This window comes from Pseudodonghicola xiamenensis DSM 18339, assembly GCF_000429365.1.
GTDB classification, from domain to species: domain Bacteria; phylum Pseudomonadota; class Alphaproteobacteria; order Rhodobacterales; family Rhodobacteraceae; genus Pseudodonghicola; species Pseudodonghicola xiamenensis.
This window is the reverse complement of record NZ_AUBS01000019.1, coordinates 16,811-37,570: the sequence shown is the minus strand read 5'-3', so window position 1 is coordinate 37,570 and position 20,760 is coordinate 16,811. Positions and strand designations below refer to the sequence as shown.

General features: G+C 63.3%; 18 protein-coding genes, 1 tRNA gene and 1 CRISPR repeat array. Of the genes, 8 read left to right on the top strand and 11 right to left on the bottom strand.

The window, feature by feature from the left end; translation table 11 throughout:
* The first annotated feature begins 83 nt into the window (after nt 1-83).
* Nucleotides 84-707: a glutathione S-transferase family protein gene (locus G455_RS0115085; protein WP_028094460.1), complete on the top strand. Its 624-nt coding sequence runs from the start codon at nt 84-86 to the stop codon at nt 705-707.
* Nucleotides 708-941: 234 nt separating this feature from the next.
* Here G455_RS0115085 and G455_RS0115080 read toward each other — a convergent pair whose 3' ends face one another.
* Nucleotides 942-1,280, bottom strand: a complete 339-nt coding sequence (locus tag G455_RS0115080) for a TM2 domain-containing protein (RefSeq protein ID WP_229861777.1) — start codon at nt 1,278-1,280, stop codon at nt 942-944.
* A 139-nt stretch (nt 1,281-1,419) separates the two neighbouring features.
* Nucleotides 1,420-4,170: an aconitate hydratase AcnA gene (acnA, locus tag G455_RS0115075; protein WP_028094458.1), complete on the bottom strand. Its 2,751-nt coding sequence runs from the start codon at nt 4,168-4,170 to the stop codon at nt 1,420-1,422.
* 231 nt (nt 4,171-4,401) lie between these two features.
* Between acnA and G455_RS0115070 the strand changes: the two genes are divergently transcribed.
* Nucleotides 4,402-5,118 (top strand): DUF1223 domain-containing protein, encoded by a 717-nt coding sequence (locus G455_RS0115070; RefSeq protein WP_028094457.1) that lies wholly within the window; start codon nt 4,402-4,404, stop codon nt 5,116-5,118.
* Nucleotides 5,119-5,128: 10 nt separating this feature from the next.
* On the opposite strand, the gene G455_RS24260 is transcribed toward G455_RS0115070, so the two are convergent.
* From G455_RS24260 to G455_RS0115050, 4 genes are all read right to left on the bottom strand, one after another.
* Nucleotides 5,129-6,091, bottom strand: a complete 963-nt coding sequence (locus tag G455_RS24260) for a lysophospholipid acyltransferase family protein (protein ID WP_035366850.1) — start codon at nt 6,089-6,091, stop codon at nt 5,129-5,131.
* A 347-nt stretch (nt 6,092-6,438) separates the two neighbouring features.
* Complete coding sequence (locus tag G455_RS26430; RefSeq protein ID WP_154664398.1) at nt 6,439-6,594, bottom strand: hypothetical protein; 156 nt, start codon at nt 6,592-6,594, stop codon at nt 6,439-6,441.
* 125 nt (nt 6,595-6,719) lie between these two features.
* A complete protein-coding gene (purB, locus tag G455_RS0115055) occupies nt 6,720-8,024 on the bottom strand; it encodes an adenylosuccinate lyase (RefSeq protein WP_028094456.1) in 1,305 nt (434 codons plus the stop codon).
* 169 nt (nt 8,025-8,193) lie between these two features.
* Entirely contained in the window at nt 8,194-9,417 is a 1,224-nt protein-coding gene (locus G455_RS0115050; protein WP_028094455.1) for a bifunctional alpha/beta hydrolase/OsmC family protein, read from the bottom strand.
* Nucleotides 9,418-9,502: 85 nt separating this feature from the next.
* Here G455_RS0115050 and G455_RS0115045 point away from each other — a divergent pair, with 85 nt between their 5' ends.
* Nucleotides 9,503-10,393: an endonuclease/exonuclease/phosphatase family protein gene (locus G455_RS0115045; protein ID WP_051312543.1), complete on the top strand. Its 891-nt coding sequence runs from the start codon at nt 9,503-9,505 to the stop codon at nt 10,391-10,393.
* Nucleotides 10,394-10,449: 56 nt separating this feature from the next.
* Complete coding sequence (locus G455_RS24255) at nt 10,450-11,286, top strand: heme-dependent oxidative N-demethylase family protein (protein ID WP_084437096.1); 837 nt, start codon at nt 10,450-10,452, stop codon at nt 11,284-11,286.
* Here the strand turns inward: G455_RS24255 and G455_RS0115035 are convergent.
* From G455_RS0115035 to G455_RS0115020, 4 genes are all read right to left on the bottom strand, one after another.
* On the bottom strand, nt 11,215-12,093 hold the full coding sequence (locus G455_RS0115035) for a hypothetical protein (protein WP_154664397.1): 879 nt from the start codon (nt 12,091-12,093) through the stop codon (nt 11,215-11,217). The two genes, G455_RS24255 and G455_RS0115035, sit on opposite strands and share 72 nt — an antisense overlap.
* A gap of 188 nt (nt 12,094-12,281) precedes the next feature.
* On the bottom strand, nt 12,282-13,076 hold the full coding sequence (locus tag G455_RS0115030) for a lytic murein transglycosylase (protein WP_028094452.1): 795 nt from the start codon (nt 13,074-13,076) through the stop codon (nt 12,282-12,284).
* Between the two features lie 266 nt (nt 13,077-13,342).
* The gene (glnA, locus tag G455_RS0115025; RefSeq protein WP_028094451.1) at nt 13,343-14,749 is read right to left on the bottom strand and encodes a type I glutamate--ammonia ligase; all 1,407 of its coding nucleotides are present in this window, start codon (nt 14,747-14,749) and stop codon (nt 13,343-13,345) included.
* Nucleotides 14,750-14,793: 44 nt separating this feature from the next.
* Nucleotides 14,794-15,132 carry a P-II family nitrogen regulator gene (locus tag G455_RS0115020; protein ID WP_028094450.1) on the bottom strand — a complete coding sequence of 113 codons (339 nt, stop codon included), beginning with the start codon at nt 15,130-15,132 and terminating at the stop codon, nt 14,794-14,796.
* Nucleotides 15,133-15,301: 169 nt separating this feature from the next.
* On the opposite strand from G455_RS0115020, the gene G455_RS0115015 reads away from it, so the two are divergent.
* Nucleotides 15,302-16,852, top strand: a complete 1,551-nt coding sequence (locus tag G455_RS0115015) for a bifunctional ADP-dependent NAD(P)H-hydrate dehydratase/NAD(P)H-hydrate epimerase (RefSeq protein WP_028094449.1) — start codon at nt 15,302-15,304, stop codon at nt 16,850-16,852.
* Nucleotides 16,853-16,948: 96 nt separating this feature from the next.
* Nucleotides 16,949-17,032: transfer RNA gene (locus G455_RS0115010), tRNA-Leu, on the top strand.
* A 131-nt stretch (nt 17,033-17,163) separates the two neighbouring features.
* Here the strand turns inward: G455_RS0115010 and G455_RS0115005 are convergent.
* Entirely contained in the window at nt 17,164-18,387 is a 1,224-nt protein-coding gene (locus tag G455_RS0115005; RefSeq protein WP_028094448.1) for a cation:proton antiporter, read from the bottom strand.
* Between the two features lie 874 nt (nt 18,388-19,261).
* Here G455_RS0115005 and G455_RS0114995 point away from each other — a divergent pair.
* The gene (locus G455_RS0114995; protein WP_028094447.1) at nt 19,262-19,471 is read left to right on the top strand and encodes an uL18 family ribosomal protein; all 210 of its coding nucleotides are present in this window, start codon (nt 19,262-19,264) and stop codon (nt 19,469-19,471) included.
* A gap of 253 nt (nt 19,472-19,724) precedes the next feature.
* Nucleotides 19,725-20,056: direct repeats of the CRISPR family, unit length 27 nt; unit sequence CTGTTCCCCGCACGCGCGGGGATGAAC.
* 133 nt (nt 20,057-20,189) lie between these two features.
* Nucleotides 20,190-20,711 (top strand): RNA polymerase sigma factor, encoded by a 522-nt coding sequence (locus G455_RS0114985; RefSeq protein WP_028094446.1) that lies wholly within the window; start codon nt 20,190-20,192, stop codon nt 20,709-20,711.
* Nucleotides 20,712-20,760: the final 49 nt, after the last annotated feature.

The following is a 20,760-nucleotide window of genomic DNA, read 5'->3' as shown; positions in this document are numbered from 1 at the left end:
AGGATCGCGGATCTCTCTTGACGGATTCTGTCAGGAGGATTCTGCCATACCGCGGGCATCTACACTAGCCAAGGAAGATTTTGATGCCGATCCTTTATCATTCGCCGATGACCCGTTCGACCCGGATCATCACCCAGCTGATGCTGATGGGCAAGCTCGACGCAGTCGATGTCCGCCTGGTCACCATCCCGCGCCAGGACGGATCGGGCGCGCGTGACATGGGCAATCCGCATCCCGAGGGCAAGGTGCCCTATCTGATCACCGACAGTGGCGAGGCGGTGCGGGAATCCGCCGCCATCATGCTCTATCTCGACGAGATTTTCGGTTATCCTCTGGGCGTGGCGCCAGGGCAGCCGGGGCGCGGTGCCTTCCTGTCCTGGATGTGCTATTATGGTGGCGTGGTGGAACCGGCGCTGCTCTGTGCCATCGCCGGGGTAGAGCATCCGGCGATGACCGCCACTTTCCGCGGTATGGAGGAGATCGGCGCGCAGATCATGGCGGGGCTGGGGGATGCGCCCTTCCTGCTGGGAGAGCGGTTCACCATCGCCGATCTGATCATGGCCTCGGCCTTCCAATGGGCAGCGTCGAAATACACCCCCGATCAGCCGGCGGTACGCGACTGGGTGGCGCGGGTGGTGGCGCGGGTCGGCACGGTGCCGATCCTGGAGCACGAGACCCGCGCGCAGGCAGAGCTGGCGGGGCGTTGAGCTCGAGGCGGGGAGGGGGCTATCTGCCCCCTCTTGCGCCTTCGGCCCAATTCACCCCCGACCGTATTTGCGCCGAGAAGAAGGGGCGGGAGAAAATCGGCCGGGGATTGAAGATCGAATATGATGTCGGGATGGGAAAACAGGTTATTTTCCGAATTCCGGTGCGCCGCTCCTGATATAAATGATTTGGAAGCCGGTGAGATGGAGGGAGCATTCTATTTTTGTCGTCTGGAGTTAGGTTGCCTTAGAGGCGAGGCCAACTTCCCGCTGGATGGTTTCGCGCCGCCTTTGTGAATCCTGCTCAACCATTCCGGGGATGGTGAAGGCGTCGATGATAAGCCAGACCACAATCCCGAGAAGAAGAATGGCACCGACGTAGATGAAAAGCATGAGCCAGCCGAGAATATATATAATCAACATGATGACAGCGCTTTGAGTCTTGCCGAGATAGAATCTGTGAGCGCCGAACCCACCAAGGAAAAACCATAGAAGATAGCAAACCAGCATTGATTTTTTATCATTGCTGAGGCGCTGTTCGACCAGCATTTGCTGTTCTGTTGAAAGTGTCACCATGAAACCCTCGATGAAATTACGCTAGGATTCAATGCTGAGGGATCATTTTATTTTCGGCAAGAAGAAATTGGAAATTGGGAATGGAAAAGGGCCGCAGCTTTCGCTACGGCCCTTTCTTTCAGATAAGTTCCGGCCGGTCTTACGACTTGGCCAGGTTGCGCAGCACATAGTGCAGAACGCCGCCGTTCTTCAGGTATTCGATCTCCACCTCGGTATCGATCCGGGCCTTGAGCTGGATCGTCTTGGTGGTGCCGTCCTTGTATTCGATGGTGCAGGGCACCAGGCTCAGCGGTTTGATGTCGCCTTCGAGGCCTTCGATGGTGACCACCTCGTCGCCGGTCAGGCCCAGCGTCTTGCGGGTGTCGCCGCCGGTGAACTCGAAGGGAATGACGCCCATGCCGATCAGGTTCGAGCGGTGGATCCGTTCGAAGTTTTCGGCAATCACGCCCTTGACGCCCAGCAGGTTGGTGCCCTTGGCCGCCCAGTCCCGCGAGGACCCGGCGCCGTATTGTTCGCCACCGAAGACCACCAGCGGAGTGCCGGCTGCCTGATATTCCATCGACGCGTCGTAGATGGTGGTTTGCTCGCCGTTCGGGCCTTTGGAGAAGCCGCCTTCGACACCGTCCAGCATCTCGTTCTTGATACGGATGTTGGCGAAGGTGCCGCGCATCATGACTTCGTGGTTGCCGCGGCGCGAGCCGTAGCTGTTGAAGTCACGCGGCTCCACGCCCCGTTCGGTCAGGTACTTGCCGGCGGGGGTGGTCGGTTTGAACGACCCGGCGGGGCTGATGTGGTCGGTGGTGATCATGTCGCCCAGCACGGCCAGAACGCGGGCCGATTTGATGTTCGAGATCACGCCCGGCTCTTGCGCCATGCCCTGGAAGTAAGGCGGGTTCTGGATGTAGGTCGATTCCGGCGGCCAATCGTAGGTTTCACCACCCGAGACTTCGACGGCTTGCCATTTTTCATCGCCCTTGAAGACATCGGCGTATTTCGCCTGGAACGCTTCGCGGGTGACGACCTTTTCCACCAGCTCGGCGATCTCGGCATCGGTCGGCCAGATGTCCTTCAGATAGACATCCTTGCCGTCCGGCGTTTGTGCCAGCGGTTCGGTGGTCAGGTCGATGTTCATGTCACCGGCGAGCGCATAGGCGACGACCAGCGGCGGCGAGGCCAGGTAGTTTGCGCGCACATCGGGGCTGATCCGGCCTTCGAAGTTCCGGTTCCCCGAGAGCACCGAAGTGGCAACCAGATCGTTGTCGGCGATGGTTTTCGACAGTTCCGGCGCGATCGGGCCGGAGTTGCCGATGCAGGTGGTGCAGCCGTAGCCGACCAGGTTGAAGCCGACGGCATCGAGATCCTCTTGCAGGCCCGCGGCCTCGAGATACTCGGTCACCACCTGGGAACCCGGCGCCAGCGAGGTCTTGACCCAGGGCTTGCGGTTCAGACCCAGAGCGCGCGCCTTGCGGGCGACGAGGCCTGCGCCGATCAGCACATAGGGGTTCGAGGTGTTGGTGCAGGAGGTGATCGAGGCGATCACAACCGACCCGTCGCCGATTTCGTAATCCTGACCTTCGACCTTGGCAGTCTTGCAGACGTCAATGGGCTTGGTGTTGACGTTGCCTTCTTCGGCCATGTCGGAGGCGGCGGCAGAGATGTCGACGCCGCGGTAATCTGCGACCACCTTGGAGAAGGCGCGCGCGGCGCTGGTCAGCGGGGTGTAATCCTGCGGACGCTTCGGACCGGAGATCGCCGGCACGATGGTGCCCATGTCGAGTTCCAGCGTCGAGGTATAGACCGGTGCGTAATCGGCATCCCGCCAGAAGCCGTTTTCCTTGGCATAGGCTTCGACCAGGGCGATCCGCTCTTCGTCGCGGCCAGTCTGGCGCAGATAGCGCAGGGTTTCGGCATCGACCGGGAAGAAGCCGCAGGTGGCGCCGTATTCGGGAGCCATGTTGGCGATGGTGGCACGTTGCGCCAGCGGCAGGTTGTCGAGACCTTCGCCATAGAATTCGACGAATTTGCCGACCACGCCGTGTTTGCGCAGCATTTCCACGACCTTCAGCACCAAGTCGGTGCCGGTGGTGCCTTCGACCATCGCGCCGGTCAGCTTGAAGCCGACGACTTCGGGGATCAGCATCGAGATCGGCTGACCCAGCATCGCGGCCTCGGCCTCGATACCGCCAACGCCCCAGCCCAGAACGGCGGCGCCGTTGACCATGGTGGTGTGGCTGTCGGTGCCGACCAGCGTGTCGGGATAGGCGACTTCCTCGCCGTTCTGGTCCTTATCGGTCCAGACGGTCTGGGCCAGGTATTCCAGGTTCACCTGGTGGCAGATGCCGGTGCCCGGCGGCACCACGCGGAAGTTCTCGAATGCGCCCTGACCCCACTTCAGGAACTGGTAACGCTCCATGTTGCGTTCGTATTCGCGATCCACGTTGGCCTGGAACGCGCGCGGGTTGCCGAATTCGTCGATCATGACCGAGTGGTCGATGACCAGGTCGACGGGGACCAGCGGGTTGATCTTCTTGGCGTCGCCGCCAAGCGCCTTGATGCCGTCGCGCATGGCGGCCAGGTCGACCACGGCGGGTACGCCGGTGAAGTCCTGCATCAGCACGCGGGCCGGACGATAGGCGATCTCGCGCGGGTTCTTACCACCCTTCTGCGCCCATTCGGCAAAGGCCTTGATGTCGTCGACGGAGACGGTGAAGCCGCCGTCTTCGAACCGCAGCATGTTTTCCAGGACGACCTTCAGCGAAGCCGGCAGCTTCGAGAAATCGCCCAGACCGGCTGCGGTCGCCGCGGGGATCGAGTAGTAAGAGATGGATTGACCATTCACGCTCAGCGTCTTGCGTGTCTTGGCTGTATCCTGTCCAACGGTGATAGGCATGTATGGCCTCCCTCAGAGAGTCGTGGAAAAGGGGAATTCGCTGGCTGCGTTCTGCAACAGCCGGCCACGGCATTCAATAGCGTTCATCACGGTTGCGGCGTTTTTGTATACCATTGCACACAATTTTTCGCTGCCATGCCGGGATCGCGGCGGTTTCAAGAAACATTGATTGGTTGTTGCGTGTCGGGACGGCTACACCTTAACACGGCGTCAGGGGGAATTGCTGAACTGATGAAACGCATCGTCGCGAGTCTGGCTGTGGCCTGGATGGCTTTCGCAGGGCCTTTATCCGCGCAGGAAAGCGGTGGGCCGGTGGTGGTGGAACTCTTCACCTCACAGGGGTGTTCGTCCTGTCCGCCGGCAGACCTTCTGTTGCAGAAGCTGACCGGGCGCGAGGATGTGCTGCCGCTGGCGTTGCATGTTGATTATTGGGATTATATCGGCTGGAAGGACACGTTCGCCGATCCTTTCTTCACCCTGCGGCAAAAGGGCTATGCCCGAGCGGCAGGGCGCAGGATGATCTATACGCCGCAGATCGTGGTGATGGGGCAGGATGATGTGGTCGGCGCCGATGCGATGGAGCTGGCTGATCTGATCATGGCGCAGTTGCGCCGGCCGAAGCAGGTGGAGATCTCGGCCCGTCGTGGAAAGGCGGGGAGTGTCGCGGTCCGGTTGCGGCCGGTGGCCACGGTCGCCGGGGCCTATGACGTGCAGCTGGTGCGCTATACTCCGATCGAACATGTGCGGATCGCCCGGGGGGAGAACGCGGGCAAGAACATCGACTATGTCAATGTGGTCGACGGCTGGCAGCTTCTGGGCCGGTGGGACGGCACCTCGGAGGCAAACTTCCAGAGCCCGCTGGAGGAGGATGATGACCGGCCCGGCGCGGTGCTGGTGCAACAGGCCGGTTTTGGCCCGATCATCGGAGCTGCCCGGGTGACGCGCTGACAGCGCGGCTTCAGCCCTTGGCTGCTGGCGCTTCTCCGTCCTCGGCTTCACCGCCCTCGGTCGCCGCGATGTCTTCCAGCTCCGGCATATAGGGTTTCCAGCGCCGATGGATCCAGAACCACTGGTCCATATGGGTCCGCACTAGCGCTTCGAGATCGTCATTGACCTGCTGCATCATCGTCACCGGATCGCTATGCGCGATCGGCTCGTGCATCACGATGTCGAAATCCAGCCCGTTGGGACGACGGATCGCATAGGCCGGGATCAGGGCGGCGTTGTATTTCAGCGTCAGCTCCGCTGGCACTAGGGAACTGACGGCGGGTTTCCCGAAGAAGTCGAGCTTTTCGCCGCCATGGGCGTGCAGGTCGCTGACGATGGCGATGGTGCCGCCGCCTCTGAGATAGCGCACCATTTCCATCATGCCACGGCGGCCCTGTTCGAACATCGGAGAGCCGACGCTGTACATCGCCTTGACGTAATGGTCGTTGAAATAGGGGTTGGCCATGCGCCGGTAGAGCGCGCCCAGCGGATGACCGCGCCCGAACAGATTGGCGCGGGCCGCATCGTAATTGCCGAAATGCCCGGTGATCAGGATCACCGGCCGGCCTTCGGCGCGGGCGGCCTCGAAATAAGCCACGCCCGGTCCGGTGAGAGGGGCGCGACGGGCCCGTTCGGCGAATTCGGCGCCGGAATAGAACTCGATCGCGGCGCGGCCCACGGTATTGGGAACTGCCCGGCACAGCCGTGCAACCTCTGCCTCGGGCAGATCGGGCATCACCAGCTTGAGATTGTCGCGGATCCGCTCGGTCCATCCGACCAGAGGCGCCACCCGGCTGACAAGCCAGCCCATCGTCGGGATGCGCCAGCGATAGGGGATCAGCTTGGCGGCGCCGATCACCCCGCGCAGGAACAGGTCGGACAGATAATATTTGGCGCGCTCTGCGGCGGTGAGGGTCGAAGGATCGGCGGGCATGCGGTTTGGAAAGCTCGGCTCTGGTTGATTGCGACAGGTCTCGCGGTGCAACACATAGAGCCGGGCCTCCGCGATCACAAGCACGCCGAGGATCGTCCAGAGCTTTGGAGGGTCTTTGGACTGTGGCAGTCCGCCAGATCAAGGCGGCGATCGGATCGTTGCGGGCAGGGGGCCGGGCGGGGAACAGGGGGATCACAGCCGCCGCAACAGGCGGGAGGCGGTCCCGTTGTCTATCTTTCACATGGGGCGGCCAACGGACAGCCGCATAGGCGGCCCGCCCGGGCGCGGCGGTGCGGGCGCTCACCGATCACAGGGGCGCGAACTGCTGCTGTGGCCCGACGGGGGGATTAGCTGCTGGTCTGCGGCACACAGGCCGATTGCGCGGTATCCCAGGAGGTGCCTGGCGCGCAGCTCTGCGCCTGCTCGTGATAAGGGCAGGAGGCGAAGCTGACAGCCGGCAGTACGCAGAGGGCCAGACTGGCAAGAACGGTTCTGATCGACATCGGGATACTCCTTTCGGGCCTGGTTACCTGACCTAAGGTAACCCGAGAGGTGTTCCGCTCCAAAGAAAAACCGCGCCGCCGGGCTGGGCCGGGGCGCGGTCTGATCGTCTGCCGGGCGGCCTGGCTTATTCGCCGAACACCCGCTTGAAGATCGTGTCGACGTGTTTGGTGTGATAATCCATGTCGAATTTGGCGTTGATCCCGTCGACGCCCAGGGCCGCGACGACATCCTTGTCGGCCAGCAGCTGTTCGCGGAAATCGACGCGATCTTCCCAGACCTTGAGCGCGTTGCGTTGCACCATCGTATAGGCGTCCTCACGCGATACGCCGGCCTGGGTCAGCGCCAGCAGCACCCGTTGCGACATCACGAGGCCGGGGAATTTGTTCATGTTGTCGAGCATGTTGTCGGGGAAGATCAGCATCTTTTCGACCACACCGGCGAGCCGGTTCAGCGCGAAATCGAGCGTGATCGTCGCATCCGGGCCGATGCCGCGTTCGACCGAGGAATGCGAGATGTCGCGTTCGTGCCAGAGCGCCACATTCTCCATCGCCGGCACCACCGCCATGCGCACCAGACGGGCGAGGCCGGTGAGGTTCTCGGTCAGCACCGGGTTCTTCTTGTGCGGCATCGCCGAGGAGCCTTTCTGGCCCATCGAGAAAAATTCGGCGCCTTCCAGCACCTCGGTGCGCTGCATGTGGCGAATTTCGATCGCGACATTCTCGATCGAGGAGGCGATGACGCCCAGGGTGGCGAAGAACATCGCGTGGCGGTCACGCGGAATCACCTGGGTCGAGATCGGCTCGGGGCGCAGGCCCATCTTTTCGCAGACATGTTCCTCGACCGCCGGGTCGATATTGGCGAAAGTGCCGACCGCGCCGGAGATCGCGCCGGTGGCGATTTCCCATTTGGCCTTTTCCAGCCGGTTCTTGTTGCGGTCCATCTCGGCGTAGAAGCGGGCGAAGGTCAGGCCCATGGTGGTGGGCTCGGCATGGATACCGTGGGAGCGGCCGACGCGGACGGTGTATTTATGTTCCAGCGCGCGTTTCTTCAGCGCGGCGAGCACCTTGTCGAGATCGGCCAGCAGGATATCGGCGGCGCGCACCAGCTGCACGTTCAGCGTGGTGTCGAGCACGTCCGAGGAGGTCATGCCCTGATGGACGAAGCGGGCCTCTTCCGAGCCCACATGTTCGGCCAGATGGGTCAGGAAGGCGATCACGTCATGCTTGGTCACCGCCTCGATCTCGTCGATGCGGTCCACGTCGAATTCGACGTCCTTGGCTTTCCAGACGGCTTCGGCATTCTCTTTCGGGATCACCCCCAGCGCGGCCTGGGCGTCGCAGGCATGGGCTTCGATCTCGTACCAGATCTTGAACTTGGTCTGGGGCGACCAGATGGCGACCATCTCGGGGCGGGAATAGCGGGGGATCATGGGCAGCGTGACCTTTTCGTACATGTCGTGCGGGGGCGATATGAGCGCGTCATAAACCGATGGCGGCGCGGCGACAAGGCGGCAGGGGGCTCCGCCCCCGTCTCCTGCGGAGCCTCCCCCGGGATACTTGCCGCCAGATCGAAGGGGGAGGCTGGATAGGGTTGGCAGTTCAGGCGTCCGATGGGGCCAGGGTGGTCTCGACTGCCGCGCCCTGGGTGAGCGTGCGGTGGACCGGGCACTTGTCGGCGATCTCGAGAAGCCTGGCGCGCTGGTCTTGATCCAGGTCGCCGGTCAGGCGCACCACCCGGGTAAAGCGGTCGATCTGCGCCGGCTGGCCGCTGGCGGCGTCTTCGGCATGGACCTTGGCGTGCGAGATATCGACGCTGACGCCGTCGAGCGGCCAGCCCTTGCGGCGGGCATACATGCGGATGGTCATCGAGGTGCAGGCGCCGAGCCCGGCCGAGACCAGCCCGTAGGGCGACAGGCCGCGGTTGCTGCCGCCGACCTCGCGCGGCTCGTCCGCCAGAAGGTGGTGGTCAGGCCCGGACTGCACATCCTGCAGAAAACTCGCCGGATCGGCCTCGGTCACCCGGACGACGCCTTCGGGAGCGGTCGCCGCTGTGGCGGGGAGCTTCAGGTCGAGATAACGGCGCGACCAGGCGGCGATCACCTCGGCGGCATATTCGGCATCCTCGGGGCGGCTGATCAAATGGTCGGCGGTGTCGAGGGTGACGAAGCTTTTGGGATGTTTCTTGGCCAGGAACAGGCGGGTGGCGTTGTCGATCCCCACCACATCGTCCAAGGGCGCGTGCATGATCAGCAGTGCCGCCTTCATCCGGTGCAGCGCGGCGTCGAGCTTGCTGGCCTGGATGTCTTCAACAAAGCTTTGGGTGATGGTGAAGCTTCGGCCGTCAAGCTCGACCTCTGCCACGCCCTTTTGTTGAATTTCGGGCAGGGCATCGCGGATCAGATGGGTGATGTGTTCCGGATCATGCGGTGCCCCCAGCGTCACCACCGCCTTGATCGTGGCGATCTCCGGGGCGGCGAGGATCGCAGCGGCGCCGCCCAGCGAATGGCCGATCAACAACGCCGGAGGCAGTCCGCGTGCGGCCAGATAGCCGGCCGCGGCCTTCAGGTCTTCGACATTCGAGCTGAAATCCGTATTGGCGAATTCACCCTCGGAGTGCCCCAGGCCGGTGAAATCGAAGCGCAGCACCGCAAGCCCCATCGCTGTCAGTCGCGCGGCAATCCGCCGGGCGGCGGGAATGTCCTTGGAACAGGTGAAGCAATGGGCGAAAAGCGTCGTGCCCAGCGGTTGTCCTTCGGGCAGGTCGAGCCGGGCGGCGAGCGCGGCGCCGGAATGGCCGGGGAAGGTGATGCGTTCGGAGGGCATGAGCGGTCCTTTCAGTCGTTTCCCTAAGGCTTGGGCACTGGAACCCGTGTTATCAACCCCTGTCAGGCGAAAGGACGACGACCGGATGCAACTCTTGCGTGGACTCGGGGTGGTGCTGGCGGGGGCCGGACTGGCGGCGGTGGCGGCCGGTTTCGGTGGCGGCTTGCACCCTGCATTGGATTCCTGGGCCGTGTTCAGGGTGCCGCTGGCCCTGGGCACCGCAGTCTTGCTGCTTGTGCTGCGCCGACCGCTCTGGGCTGTTTTGCCGCTGGTCCTGCTGCTGGCGGCGGCGGTGGCGCCGCGGGTCCTGGCGCATTGGCATCCCGAGGCGGAGCCCGTGCCCGGCGCGCATGAGGCGGTGCTTTATCAGAAGAACCTGCTGTTTCGGCTCAAAAGCCCTGACCAGGTAGTTCAGGACATTCGTGCCCGGCGCCCCGATGTGGTCACCGTGCAGGAGGTTTCGCGGCCCAATCAGGCGGTGCTGGCGGCACTGCGCGAGGATTTCCCATCGCAGAATTTCTGCGATTTCCGTGAGGTCGGAGGCCCGGCGGTGTTGTCGCGCTGGCCGATGGTGGCGGGAAGCGCGGTCTGTGGTCCGGGGCTTGCGGCGATGCAGGTCAAGGCACCCTGGGGGGTGATCTGGGCGGTGTCACTGCACCTGCGCTGGCCCTGGCCGTTCCCGCAGCCAGGGCAGATTTCGCAACTGGAGCCGCTGTTGCGGGACATGCGCGGCATCAAGCTGATCGGCGGGGACTTCAACAATGTCGCCTGGTCCGAAGGGGTCGCCCGGATCGCCCGGGCCAGCGACACCAAGAGGATCGGTCACGAGGCCGCGACCTTTGCGTTGCCGCATGGTGGGCTGGGTGTGGGGATCGACCATATCCTGGCCACCGGCGGGGCAGGGCGGGTGACGGTGCTCGACCGCCTGGGCTCTGATCACCGGGGGGTCTTGGGGCGGGTTTTTCTGGCGCCCTGAAGTGGAGGGGCATGTTTTTCGCCGACAGCGCGGGGCGGCGCTGCTAAGGCTTGGGCATGAGCGAGATTCTGCAGAAGAACATTCCCTATGACGTCAGTGCGCTGCGCCGCCTTCCGGGCATCCAGCCGCTGCCGGTGGCGGATTGGTTGATCCGGGACGAGGCCTTTGCCGGCCAGATGGCGCGGCGGGACGATCTGTTGGCAAGCCGGCGCGCGGCGGTGATCGTGATGGACGATTGCGCGCGGCCGGCGGCGCTGGAATTGCTGGATATGGTGCTGGCGGCGGCCTATCCCGAGGCCGGGGCGGATGTGCCGGAGGTGTTGCGGCCCGACGGGGTTCGGGTGCCGGTTGACCGCGACGATCCGATGGCCACGCTGGGTCGGCTGGTGCAGGAGGATTTCCTGATCCTGCAAAAGCCCGAGGCGGCGGCTGAGCATATCCTGACCGCGGGCGTCTTGTGTTTTCCGGCAAGCTGGACGCTGACAGAGAAATTCATGAAGCCCCTGACACGCATTCATGTGCCGGTGCCCTCCTATGACGATAATATCGCGGCCCGGGTGCAGCGCTTGTTCGACGGAATTCAGGTGGATCGGCCGCTCTGGCGGTTCAACGCGTTGTGGTACGACGATCCCGAACTGTTCCATCCCCGGCGGGAAAGCGATCAGCGGCCGCATCGGACGGCGCCGGGCACCGGCTATTTCCGCAGCGAACGCCAGACCATGCGGCGCCTGCCAGAAACCCGGGCCGTGGTCTTCGGGGTTCATACCTTCGTGGTGGCCCGTGTCGATATGGGGGTCGCAGCCGCGGACCAGGGCGGGGGGTCAGATCGGCAGCCGGGCGAGCATGGCGCCCAGCAGGCCGGAGCTGCTGAGCGAGACACAGCCGGCGGTTAGCGCGGCGATCTTTGAATTCAGACGGAAATCCTCTCCCCGGATCAGATTCATCGTCGCCAGCCCCGCTGCCATCGGCAGCGATACGAAGGCCAGAAGCGCGGTCAATCCCCAGGCGGACATGCGTTGCAGTTCCGTGGGGGCCGGCGGCCGGCCGATGGCAACCCCCGGTCCGGCGCGGAATGCCAGGGCCAGCGCCTGTTCGGGGCGCAGCGGCGGCAGCCCGTCCTCGACACTGGCCAGAAGCTGGTTGTGAAGCGTTTCGGCCTGCTGCGACAGATCGCCGGCCACTTCGTCGACGGGGATGAACATCTGCGCCTTGGCGTAGTGTCGGGCGCTTTGCCGCTCGATCCGGCGCGGCCAGGCGGCGGCGAAGACGCCGAGGAAATCCTCCACCCCGACGCGGATTTCGGGATCCATCCATTCGATCTGATGCGCCGGATAAGTTTCGCACATGCGGTAGAGCATCACCACCATGAGCTGTTCCGAGGTCTCGATATCCTCGCGCAGGCCCGGCACCGGACACAGCTCCAGCGTCATACGCTTCAGCGCCACCCCTCGGAGCATCTCCTGCAATTCGGTGCCGGGCCGGACCAGCGGGCCGGCATAGGGCAGCGGATCGAAGCGCAGTGTGAGGGTGTAGCGTGGGGTGACCAGACGCAGCCGTCCGTCAGGCAGCAGGCTTTGCCGGTCAACCGACTGGCCATATTCCCCGAAGGTGGCGGTGGCGATCTGGCCCAAACGGTCCAGCGCGCCGCCGGGGGCTTCGAAGAAAACCAATCCACCGTGATACCTGCAGCTCTGTTGCACGGTGGATGACCTCCGTTGTCCTCTCGTCTTTAGTAAAATTATTGAGGAATTGAGGAAGAAATATGTCCGAAACCGGGGAAGTCCGGGGCAGAGCCGTCAAACCGCGCCATCTGGACGGGCGGGAAACCTGCAGGAAAGGCGTGGTATACCTTTGGTTGAGCCTTGGGGAATGTGGCGAAATTGTGGTGTCAGCGGTCGATGCGCGCCGCCATCAGGGCGATCGCCTGCTGATAGACGCTGGCCGCGTTCCATTGGCGGATCACCGCAAAGTTGGGCTCTGCCGGCTGATAGCCGCGCCCGGGGCGCCAGCCTTTCCGATGCAGAAAATTCGCGGTCGAGGCCAGCGCGTCCGAGATGTCGTAGAAGTCGATCCGTCCATCGCCATTGCCGTCGACACCATAGGTCAGGGCATTTCCGGGCAGGAATTGGGTATGGCCCAGCTCTCCGTGCCGGGCGCCGCGCGTATTGATGCTGATCTCGCCCCGGTCGACCAGCGTCAGCGCCGCCAGCGCATGGGGGACAAAGAAATCCGACCTGCGGCAATCGTAGGCCAGCGTGGTGATGGCCGAGACCACCGGGCTGTCGCCCATGAAGCGCCCGAACCCTGTCTCCATCCCGTGGATGGCGATCAGCACGCCTGACGGCACCCCATAGGCGCGCTCCAGTGACGCATAGAAGGCGGGATCGCGCGCCTTGCGCCTGCGGCCCTCGGCCACGATTGCATCGGCGCCACGAAGCTGCATGAACTTCTCTAGGCTGTAGCGAAAACTCTTCTGATTGCGGTCCGCGGCAATGGTGCGCGTCGCATAGCGGGCCTGGGCCAGGGCCTGTAATCCGCGGGTGCCCACTCCGGCCCGGCGCGCCTCGGTCGCGAAGCCGGCCTTCCAGGCCTCGAAACCCGCCGCGGTATTGCCGCAGGCAGGTGCCGCGCCGACAGCGGCGGGCAGCAGGATCAGAAGACAGGCGATGGCAAGGCGTTTCATGACGACAACGGCGTATCCGGGCGATGGCCCGAGCTTGCCTGCGTCGCGCCGGGCTGGCAACCGTCAAAGCCGTTCTCAGCCCGGCGGTCTGCGGGAGCCCCTGATCTTTTTCTGGCTGAAAATATCCCGGGGAGGTCGCGGGCGACAGCCCACGGCCGGGGCGGAGCCCCTGTGACATCAGACAGAACGCATCCGCCCCTATAGCCCAGCTCTCGCAACGAAAAAGGGCGCCCAAGGGGCGCCCTTCCACTGCGATCGGGATCCGATCAGCAGCTGTAATACATGCCGTACTCGACCGGGTGCGGCGTGTGCTCGTAGGTCTGCACTTCTTCCATCTTGAGCGCGATATAGCCCTCGATCTGGTCTTTGGTGAAGACGTCGCCCTGCAGCAGGAAGTCGTGGTCGGCGGCCAGGCATTCCAGCGCCTCGCGCAGCGAGCCGCAGACGGTCGGGATATCGGCCAGTTCCTCGGCGGGCAGGTCGTAGAGGTTCTTGTCCATGGCTTCGCCCGGATCGATCTTGTTCTTGATCCCGTCCAGACCGGCCATCAGCAGGGCTGCGAAGGCCAGATAGGGGTTCGCCGAGGGATCGGGGAAACGGGCTTCGACGCGCTTGGCCTTGGGGCTCTCGGTCCACGGAATACGGACGCAGCCAGAACGGTTGCGGGCCGAATAGGCGCGCAGAACCGGTGCCTCGAACCCCGGGATCAGGCGCTTGTACGAGTTGGTCGAGGGGTTGGTGAAGGCGTTCAGCGTCTTGGCATGTTTCAGGATGCCACCAATGAAATACAGTGCCTCATCCGACAGATCGGCGTATTTGTCGCCTGCGAACAGCGGCTTGCCGTCTTTCCAGATCGACATGTTCACATGCATGCCCGAACCGTTGTCGCCATAGATCGGCTTCGGCATGAAGGTTGCCGATTTGCCATAGGCGTGGGCCACATTGTGGATCACGTATTTGTACTTCTGGATGTTGTCGGCCTGTTCGGTCAGCGACCCGAAGATCAGCCCCAGCTCGTGCTGGCAGGACGCCACTTCGTGGTGGTGCTTGTCGACCTTCATGCCCAGACGCTTCATGGTCGAGAGCATTTCCGAACGCAGGTCCTGCGCCTCGTCGGTCGGGTTGACCGGGAAATAACCGCCCTTGACGCCCGGGCGATGGCCCATGTTGCCCATTTCATAGTCGGTGTCGGTGTTCCAGGCCGCATCGGTGGCGTCGACCTCGAAGGACACCTTGTTCATGGTGTTCGAGTATTTGACGTCGTCGAACAGGAAGAACTCGGCTTCCGGGCCGCAATAGAACGCATCGCCGATGCCCGAGGACTTCAGATAGGCTTCGGCCTTCACCGCAGTGCCGCGCGGGTCGCGCTCATAGGCTTCGCCAGTGTCGGGTTCGACCACCGAGCAGTGGATGCACAGGGTCTTCTCGGCATAGAAGGGGTCGATATAGGCGCTGTCGGTGTCGGGCATCAGTTTCATGTCGGAAGCTTCGATCGACTTCCACCCGGCGATGGAGGAGCCGTCGAACATGAAGCCTTCTTCAAGGAAGTCTTCATCGACCAGATCGGAGACCACGGTGACGTGCTGCAACTTGCCGCGCGGATCCGTGAACCGGATGTCGACGTAGGCGACTTCCTCTTCCTTGATCAGTTGGAGAACTGCATCCTTGCTCATTCTGCAATGTCCTTTTTTGTAGGGTCGTTCTTTGAGAGTGTGGGTTACAGCGCGTCCGAGCCGGACTCACCAGTCCGGATGCGGATCGCCTGTTCGACGGTGCTGACGAAAATCTTGCCGTCGCCGATCTTGTCCGTCTTGGCTGCTGCGATGATGGCGTCAATGGCGGCGTCGACCTGGTCGTCATCCAGCACGACCTCGATCTTCACCTTGGGCAGGAAGTCCACCACGTATTCCGCACCGCGATAGAGTTCGGTATGGCCCTTCTGGCGACCGAAGCCCTTGACCTCAATCACGCTCAGCCCCTGGACGCCGACGTCCTGAAGAGCCTCTTTCACCTCGTCCAGTTTGAACGGCTTGATGATGGCTTCGATCTTTTTCATCGACGAACTCCTCGCAACCTTGTCTCGCCGGGTGAGATCATTTCTAAATGTTAGCGACAATCCGATAGCGACCCGTGGTCAAGCACCGAAGGGTTGAAATTCGGTGTGTGATTACTTTTTGTGCGACATGACTAAATTATATGCGTTTATGAAACGCCGAAGGCTTGGCATGACGGGAATATTGAGCGCTGAAGAAATGCGCAGCTTGGAAAGTGCGGAAATCGGGGCCGGGCGGGCGTCCGGGCTCGAGCTGATGGAGCGCGCGGGCGGCGGGGTCGTCGAGGCGATTTTCGCGACTTGGCCCGAACTGGCGGCGGCGCCACGATCGGCGCTCGTTCTGTCCGGTCCCGGCAACAATGGGGGTGACGGATTCGTCGTTGCGCGGATGTTGCGGGCGCGGGGGTGGCAAGTGCGGCTGGCACTTCTGGGCGATGCCACCCGGTTGCCGCAGGATGCACGGGCCAATCATGACCGCTGGCTTGAACTCGGCGGCTGCGAGCGCCTCGATGCCTCGATCCTTGATGACGTCGCGGTCTCTGGGGCGGCGGCTCCCGATCTCGTGGTCGATGCGCTGTTCGGGACCGGGCTGACCAGGCCGCTCGAGGGCGAACTCGCGATGTTGCTGGGGCGGCTGGAGCCGCTGCGCGTCGATGCCGGGACAAAGGTTGTCGCGGTCGATATCCCCTCGGGCCTGTGTTCCGACAGCGGTCGGGTACTGGGGCACGCAGTTTTCGCCGATCTGACCGTCAGTTTCCACACCGCCAAGCTGGGCCATTATCTGGGCGCGGCAGAAGAACACTGCGGGCGGTTGGTGGTTCATGATATCGGCCTGCCGCAGACGGCCGGCCGCGGAGCGGTGTGCCTGCTGCGGGCGCCACGGGCGGAGGTTTTGGCAAAGCCCAGCGTGGGGCACAAATATACTCAGGGCCATGCGCTGGTGCTGACCGGCGGCGCCGGGCATACCGGCGCCGCGCGGCTGGCGGCGCGGGCGGCGCTCAGGGTCGGGGCCGGGCTGGTCACCCTCGGGGTGCCGCAATCGGCGATGGAAGAGGTTGCGGCGCAGATCACCGCGCTGATGATGGTCGAGGTCGTCGATTTCGCAGCGCTCAGGTCAGTGCTGGAGGATCGCCGGTTCAATGCGCTCTGTCTCGGGCCGGGGCTGGGCGTGACGCAGCATTCCCGCGCACTTGTCGAGGTGGCGCTGGCCGCCGGTCGGGCGACCGTGCTGGACGCTGACGCGTTGAGCCTGTTTCGTGACGGGCCCGAAGAGCTGTTCGAACTGTTGCACAGCGATTGCGTGCTGACCCCGCACGGTGGCGAGTTTGCGCGGATTTTCCCCGATCTGGCCCGGCGTCTGGCTGCGCCGGCGCAACATGGTCCGGCCTATTCGGCGGTGGATGCGGCGCGGGCGGCGGCAGAGCGGGCCGGGTGCGTGGTGCTTTTGAAGGGGCGCTCGACGGTGATCGCCGCGCCGGATGGCCGTTGCGCGATACATGCGGCGATCTATGACCGCAGCGCCCCCTGGCTGGCCACCGCCGGGGCAGGGGACGTGCTGGCTGGGCTGATCACCGGGCTGCTGGCCCGCGGGCTGCCGCCGATGCAGGCCGCCGGAACGGCCGCCTGGCTGCATGTCGAGGCGGCGCGCCGCTTCGGCCCCGGGCTGATCGCCGAGGATTTGCCTGAAACCCTTCCGCAGGTCTTCCGCGATCTCGGCCTATGATCTGCGGAAAATGCTGCATCGCGGAATGGATTTCCTCTCGCATCGCGCTGAGAGCTTTGCTATGACGCCCCACACGCGCGGCCCGGGCCGCCGAGTGCGGGTGTGGCGGAATTGGTAGACGCACCAGATTTAGGTTCTGGCGCCTTTGGCGTGGGGGTTCAAGTCCCTTCACCCGCACCACATTGATTTCAAAAGATAATGAGCTCTGTTTCGCATCTTTGGGCGGAAGGGGGAGGTCGTAGGTTTCCCAATCCATGCCGGCGCGCTTTCGGGGGCTGTTGCCTGGGCTGGTGCCGCGCGATGGCATGCGATCAGAGCCGCGCGAAGACCAATTTCAGGATGATGGGGCTTATCACGGTGGTGAGAACCGACATCATGACGACGGCCGAGAACAGATTGCTGATAATGACATCGTTTTCGGACACCGAGACGAAAAGGCCGGCGTCGAGCGCGATCCCCGCAATGACGAGTTCGACCGCGCCGCGCGGGCTCATTCCCACACCAATTGCGACGGATTCATTCATCGTGAAGCCGAAGATGCGCGCCGCGCCGCCGGCTCCGACGATCTTGCCAACGAAGGCGCTGAGCAGCAGGAGCGCGAGAAACCAGGGAACGGCGGAAATGACGGAGAAGTCGGCATGAAAGCCGATCGAGGCAAAGAAGATCGGCGCCAGGAAACCGAATGTGACGGCGGACAATGTCTCACTGACCCGCTCATAGGTCTCGTTGTCGATGGTGCCACGGCCGAAGAAAAGCCCCGCGAGAAAGGCGCCGACGATGAAGTGCAGCCCCAGCGCTTCGGCGAGCAGGGCAAAGGCAAATCCGCCGTTCAATATCGCGCTGATCCCAAGCTCGTGAATTTTAAGGTGGCTCATGATGCGGCCGCCCCAGGGAAAGATGAATTTTCCGATTGCCGCGGAAAGCAGAAAGAATAGCGCGATCTTGCCGGAAAGAATGGCGAGGTCGGCCAGGTCCGGAGCCTCTCCGCCGCTGATCATCGCTGTAAGCCAGGCCAGCAGGATCAGGCTCAGGATGTCATCAAAGACCGCAGCAGAGACGATGATCTGGCCGACAGGGGACTCGAGGTTTCCAAGATCCGTGAGGATGCGCACCGTCGCGGGGACCGCGGTGATCGCCAGCGCGACGCCGATGAAGAGGGATTGCGTAAGCCGCAAGGGGGTGTCCGGCAAAAATGCCAAGCCAAGCGCGACGCCCAGGCCGAGCGGCGCGATCATGCCGCCGAGTGCCACAGCGAGGGAGGCTGAGGACCGTTGAAACAGCTTTTCGGACTGCATCTCGACGCCGGCGTAGAGCATCAGAAAGAACATCGCCAGATCCGTGATCGTGGCAAAGACGTCATTGTCTGGCAGTTCGCTCAATATCGGGAAGGTCTCAGGAAATCCTGCTGCCGCCGCACCAAGGGCGATGCCTGCGACCAACTCACCGACCAAGGCAGGCTGCGCGAGCCTCTCCGCCAGTTCTCCAAAGGCGCGGGTCACGACGAGCAAGACCAAGAGAATGTAGAACAGTTCCATAGCGTCGCCTCGTGAGGCAGTCGTCAGTCTCGATTTGTCACCTTGGATTGTGCGAATGGCCCCCCCGCATTTGACAGGATGGTCTGTGGCGCCTGTGGACAGCGGGCTGCTGATCCCAATGGGCCCACGCGTTGGGCGGTGCGTGTGCTGCATCGGGGGGGCCCGACCGGCTGGGTGCTTGTATCCAGTTTACCAAAAAAACTGTGAAATCACCAGCGCCAGCGCTTGCAGCCGGTTCCGTTGATCTGCACCTTGTCCGGCTCCCGACTGTCGGGCCCTGCGCAGAGGCCGATCTCCCGGTTATGGCCGTGAAGAATGAGGCGCGCAGGCATGCGCGCGTTGCGCGGGCGCGCGGGACTGCGCAGGTCCTCATGGGGGAGATTGACGATGCGGATAAAACCCTGATTTGTCGGCAGTGACAGCTCTGCCCTGTGCCTTCGGGGGAACCGAGCTTGACCCCTGTTCCGGAAAAACCGCGATGCCCCAACGGGTAATCGGCAACCGGCAGTCTGCCGGGCCGTGCCTGCGCGCCGATGTCATCGTTGCGCTGCTCGGTCATCCTCTGCGGTCCCTGCCGCTCCTGCACCTCCATCGGGGGCAGAGCCAATGCCCCCGGCATGTTGCGCTTTCACACGTGATTGCCAAACGCTGGTTCATGTCGATCCGAACATATCAATGGATCCTGAACCGGAGATCAGCAAGTGCGGCCAGAATTTCAGGCCAGAAGAATAGGCCAGAAGAATAGGCCAGAAGAATCTGAAGGCCGGAAGCTGCGGCGCGCCGGAACGGCGGGTGTCCCGGGGTGGTCCAGGCGCCTGGAGAGAAGGGGCAGAATGGTCTGGAGGCTATCGTGGAGCCGTCGTAAAGCTGGGGCATGACTGCGACAGCAACCTACGATTCCGCCTCCAATACCTTCACGCTGAAGATCGGCATGTGGTGGAATGCCTATCCGATAGACGATCTCGGGAGTTGGCTGAAATTCTATCGCGACCAGCGGGTCCGGTTCCCGAAGTCGGGGACTTCCTACGACGGGACCATTGCGGCGCTGGAGAAACTGGCCAGGGAGCGTGGGCTCAGCCTCTAGGGGTGGGTCCTGCGCATGAATGCGCCGCCGGCGCCGGGCTGCAATGGCGGGATGGTCTGGAATGCGCCGCAGGATCAGGGATATGATGGCCTCATCACCGAAAAACCAGCGCCTTCCGGTGGATTTCGACGGGCTGAAGCTGGTCAGTTTCTTCCCCGACAAGCGCGGCTGAGGGCCGGGAATTTTCGCCGAAAAAATCGGTACGTTCTTTGACATTGCAAAAAATGTGGTAGATCAATGCTCTACAGGAAGACTGTTCCCCGCACGCGCGGGGATGAACCGACCGGCGCGCGGCTGGAAATCCCGCTCACGCACTGTTCCCCGCACGCGCGGGGATGAACCGGACTTGGATAGGATGCCGTCCCGGCCTGTCGTCTGTTCCCCGCACGCGCGGGGATGAACCGGCGTCCTGCTCGAAAATATCGAGAATGTTGAACTGTTCCCCGCACGCGCGGGGATGAACCGCACGCCGTGGATCTTGAGTGGATCGAGCGAAACTGTTCCCCGCACGCGCGGGGATGAACCGGCGTCCGTATGGGTGTCGTCTGTGTAGAGGTCCTGTTCCCCGCACGCGCGGGGATGAACTGTCTCATGCGGGTTCCATCCCGCCCGGTGACGCCCTATGGTGGCGCCCAGAAGGAGGCCACCTGTCTCGCATGGGGTCACGGCAGCCGCTCCTCGGAACGTCCTGAGACGTATGCCGCCAGAGCGAGGGCCGATGACAGACCAACCGCAGATCCACTTTGCGACCTATCTGAGCAACCGCCTGGTGCTGATCGACTATGCCTTCCGGCTGCTGGGATCGCGGGAGGCCGCCGAGGACGTGGTGCAAGAGGCCTATATCCGCTTTGCATCGGGGCCGGAGCACATGCGTCACCCGCGGGCCTATCTGTTCCGGGTTGTGCGCAATCTGGCGCTGAACCTGCGCCGGCGCGATCATTACGAACGTCGTCAGTTGCAGCAGGAGGTGCCAGACTGGGGCCTGCCCGCCGCGTTGCCGGCGCCAGAGGAAACGGTTCGATTCGGCGAGGGGGTGCAGCGGGTCATGCGGGGTCTGTCCCGACTGTCGGAGGATCAGCGCGTGGCGCTGAGGATGCATCGTATCGGCGGCCATTCGATGAAGGAGATCGCCGCGCATCTGGGGGTGTCCGAACGCACCGCCTATCGGCTGGCGCAGACCGCGCTGGCCGAGGTCAGCCTGCAGCTCAGGCAGGAGGAGGCCGAGAGCGCGGTGGAGTAGCGGCGGCGCGCGGCAAGGAATAGCACAGAAAAGGGGGGCAGCCGCAGCG

What these genes read in the sequence shown, in the direction of transcription:
- G455_RS0115085 (WP_028094460.1), top strand. Translation starts at nt 84, where the DNA reads ATGCCGATCCTTTATCATTCGCCGATGACCCGTTCGACCCGGATCATC.
- G455_RS0115080 (WP_229861777.1), bottom strand. Translation starts at nt 1,280, where the DNA reads ATGGTGACACTTTCAACAGAACAGCAAATGCTGGTCGAACAGCGCCTC.
- acnA (WP_028094458.1), bottom strand. Translation starts at nt 4,170, where the DNA reads ATGCCTATCACCGTTGGACAGGATACAGCCAAGACACGCAAGACGCTG.
- G455_RS0115070 (WP_028094457.1), top strand. Translation starts at nt 4,402, where the DNA reads ATGAAACGCATCGTCGCGAGTCTGGCTGTGGCCTGGATGGCTTTCGCA.
- G455_RS24260 (WP_035366850.1), bottom strand. Translation starts at nt 6,091, where the DNA reads ATGCCCGCCGATCCTTCGACCCTCACCGCCGCAGAGCGCGCCAAATAT.
- G455_RS26430 (WP_154664398.1), bottom strand. Translation starts at nt 6,594, where the DNA reads ATGTCGATCAGAACCGTTCTTGCCAGTCTGGCCCTCTGCGTACTGCCG.
- purB (WP_028094456.1), bottom strand. Translation starts at nt 8,024, where the DNA reads ATGATCCCCCGCTATTCCCGCCCCGAGATGGTCGCCATCTGGTCGCCC.
- G455_RS0115050 (WP_028094455.1), bottom strand. Translation starts at nt 9,417, where the DNA reads ATGCCCTCCGAACGCATCACCTTCCCCGGCCATTCCGGCGCCGCGCTC.
- G455_RS0115045 (WP_051312543.1), top strand. Translation starts at nt 9,503, where the DNA reads ATGCAACTCTTGCGTGGACTCGGGGTGGTGCTGGCGGGGGCCGGACTG.
- G455_RS24255 (WP_084437096.1), top strand. Translation starts at nt 10,450, where the DNA reads ATGAGCGAGATTCTGCAGAAGAACATTCCCTATGACGTCAGTGCGCTG.
- G455_RS0115030 (WP_028094452.1), bottom strand. Translation starts at nt 13,076, where the DNA reads ATGAAACGCCTTGCCATCGCCTGTCTTCTGATCCTGCTGCCCGCCGCT.
- glnA (WP_028094451.1), bottom strand. Translation starts at nt 14,749, where the DNA reads ATGAGCAAGGATGCAGTTCTCCAACTGATCAAGGAAGAGGAAGTCGCC.
- G455_RS0115020 (WP_028094450.1), bottom strand. Translation starts at nt 15,132, where the DNA reads ATGAAAAAGATCGAAGCCATCATCAAGCCGTTCAAACTGGACGAGGTG.
- G455_RS0115015 (WP_028094449.1), top strand. Translation starts at nt 15,302, where the DNA reads ATGACGGGAATATTGAGCGCTGAAGAAATGCGCAGCTTGGAAAGTGCG.
- G455_RS0115005 (WP_028094448.1), bottom strand. Translation starts at nt 18,387, where the DNA reads ATGGAACTGTTCTACATTCTCTTGGTCTTGCTCGTCGTGACCCGCGCC.
- G455_RS0114995 (WP_028094447.1), top strand. Translation starts at nt 19,262, where the DNA reads ATGACTGCGACAGCAACCTACGATTCCGCCTCCAATACCTTCACGCTG.
- G455_RS0114985 (WP_028094446.1), top strand. Translation starts at nt 20,190, where the DNA reads ATGACAGACCAACCGCAGATCCACTTTGCGACCTATCTGAGCAACCGC.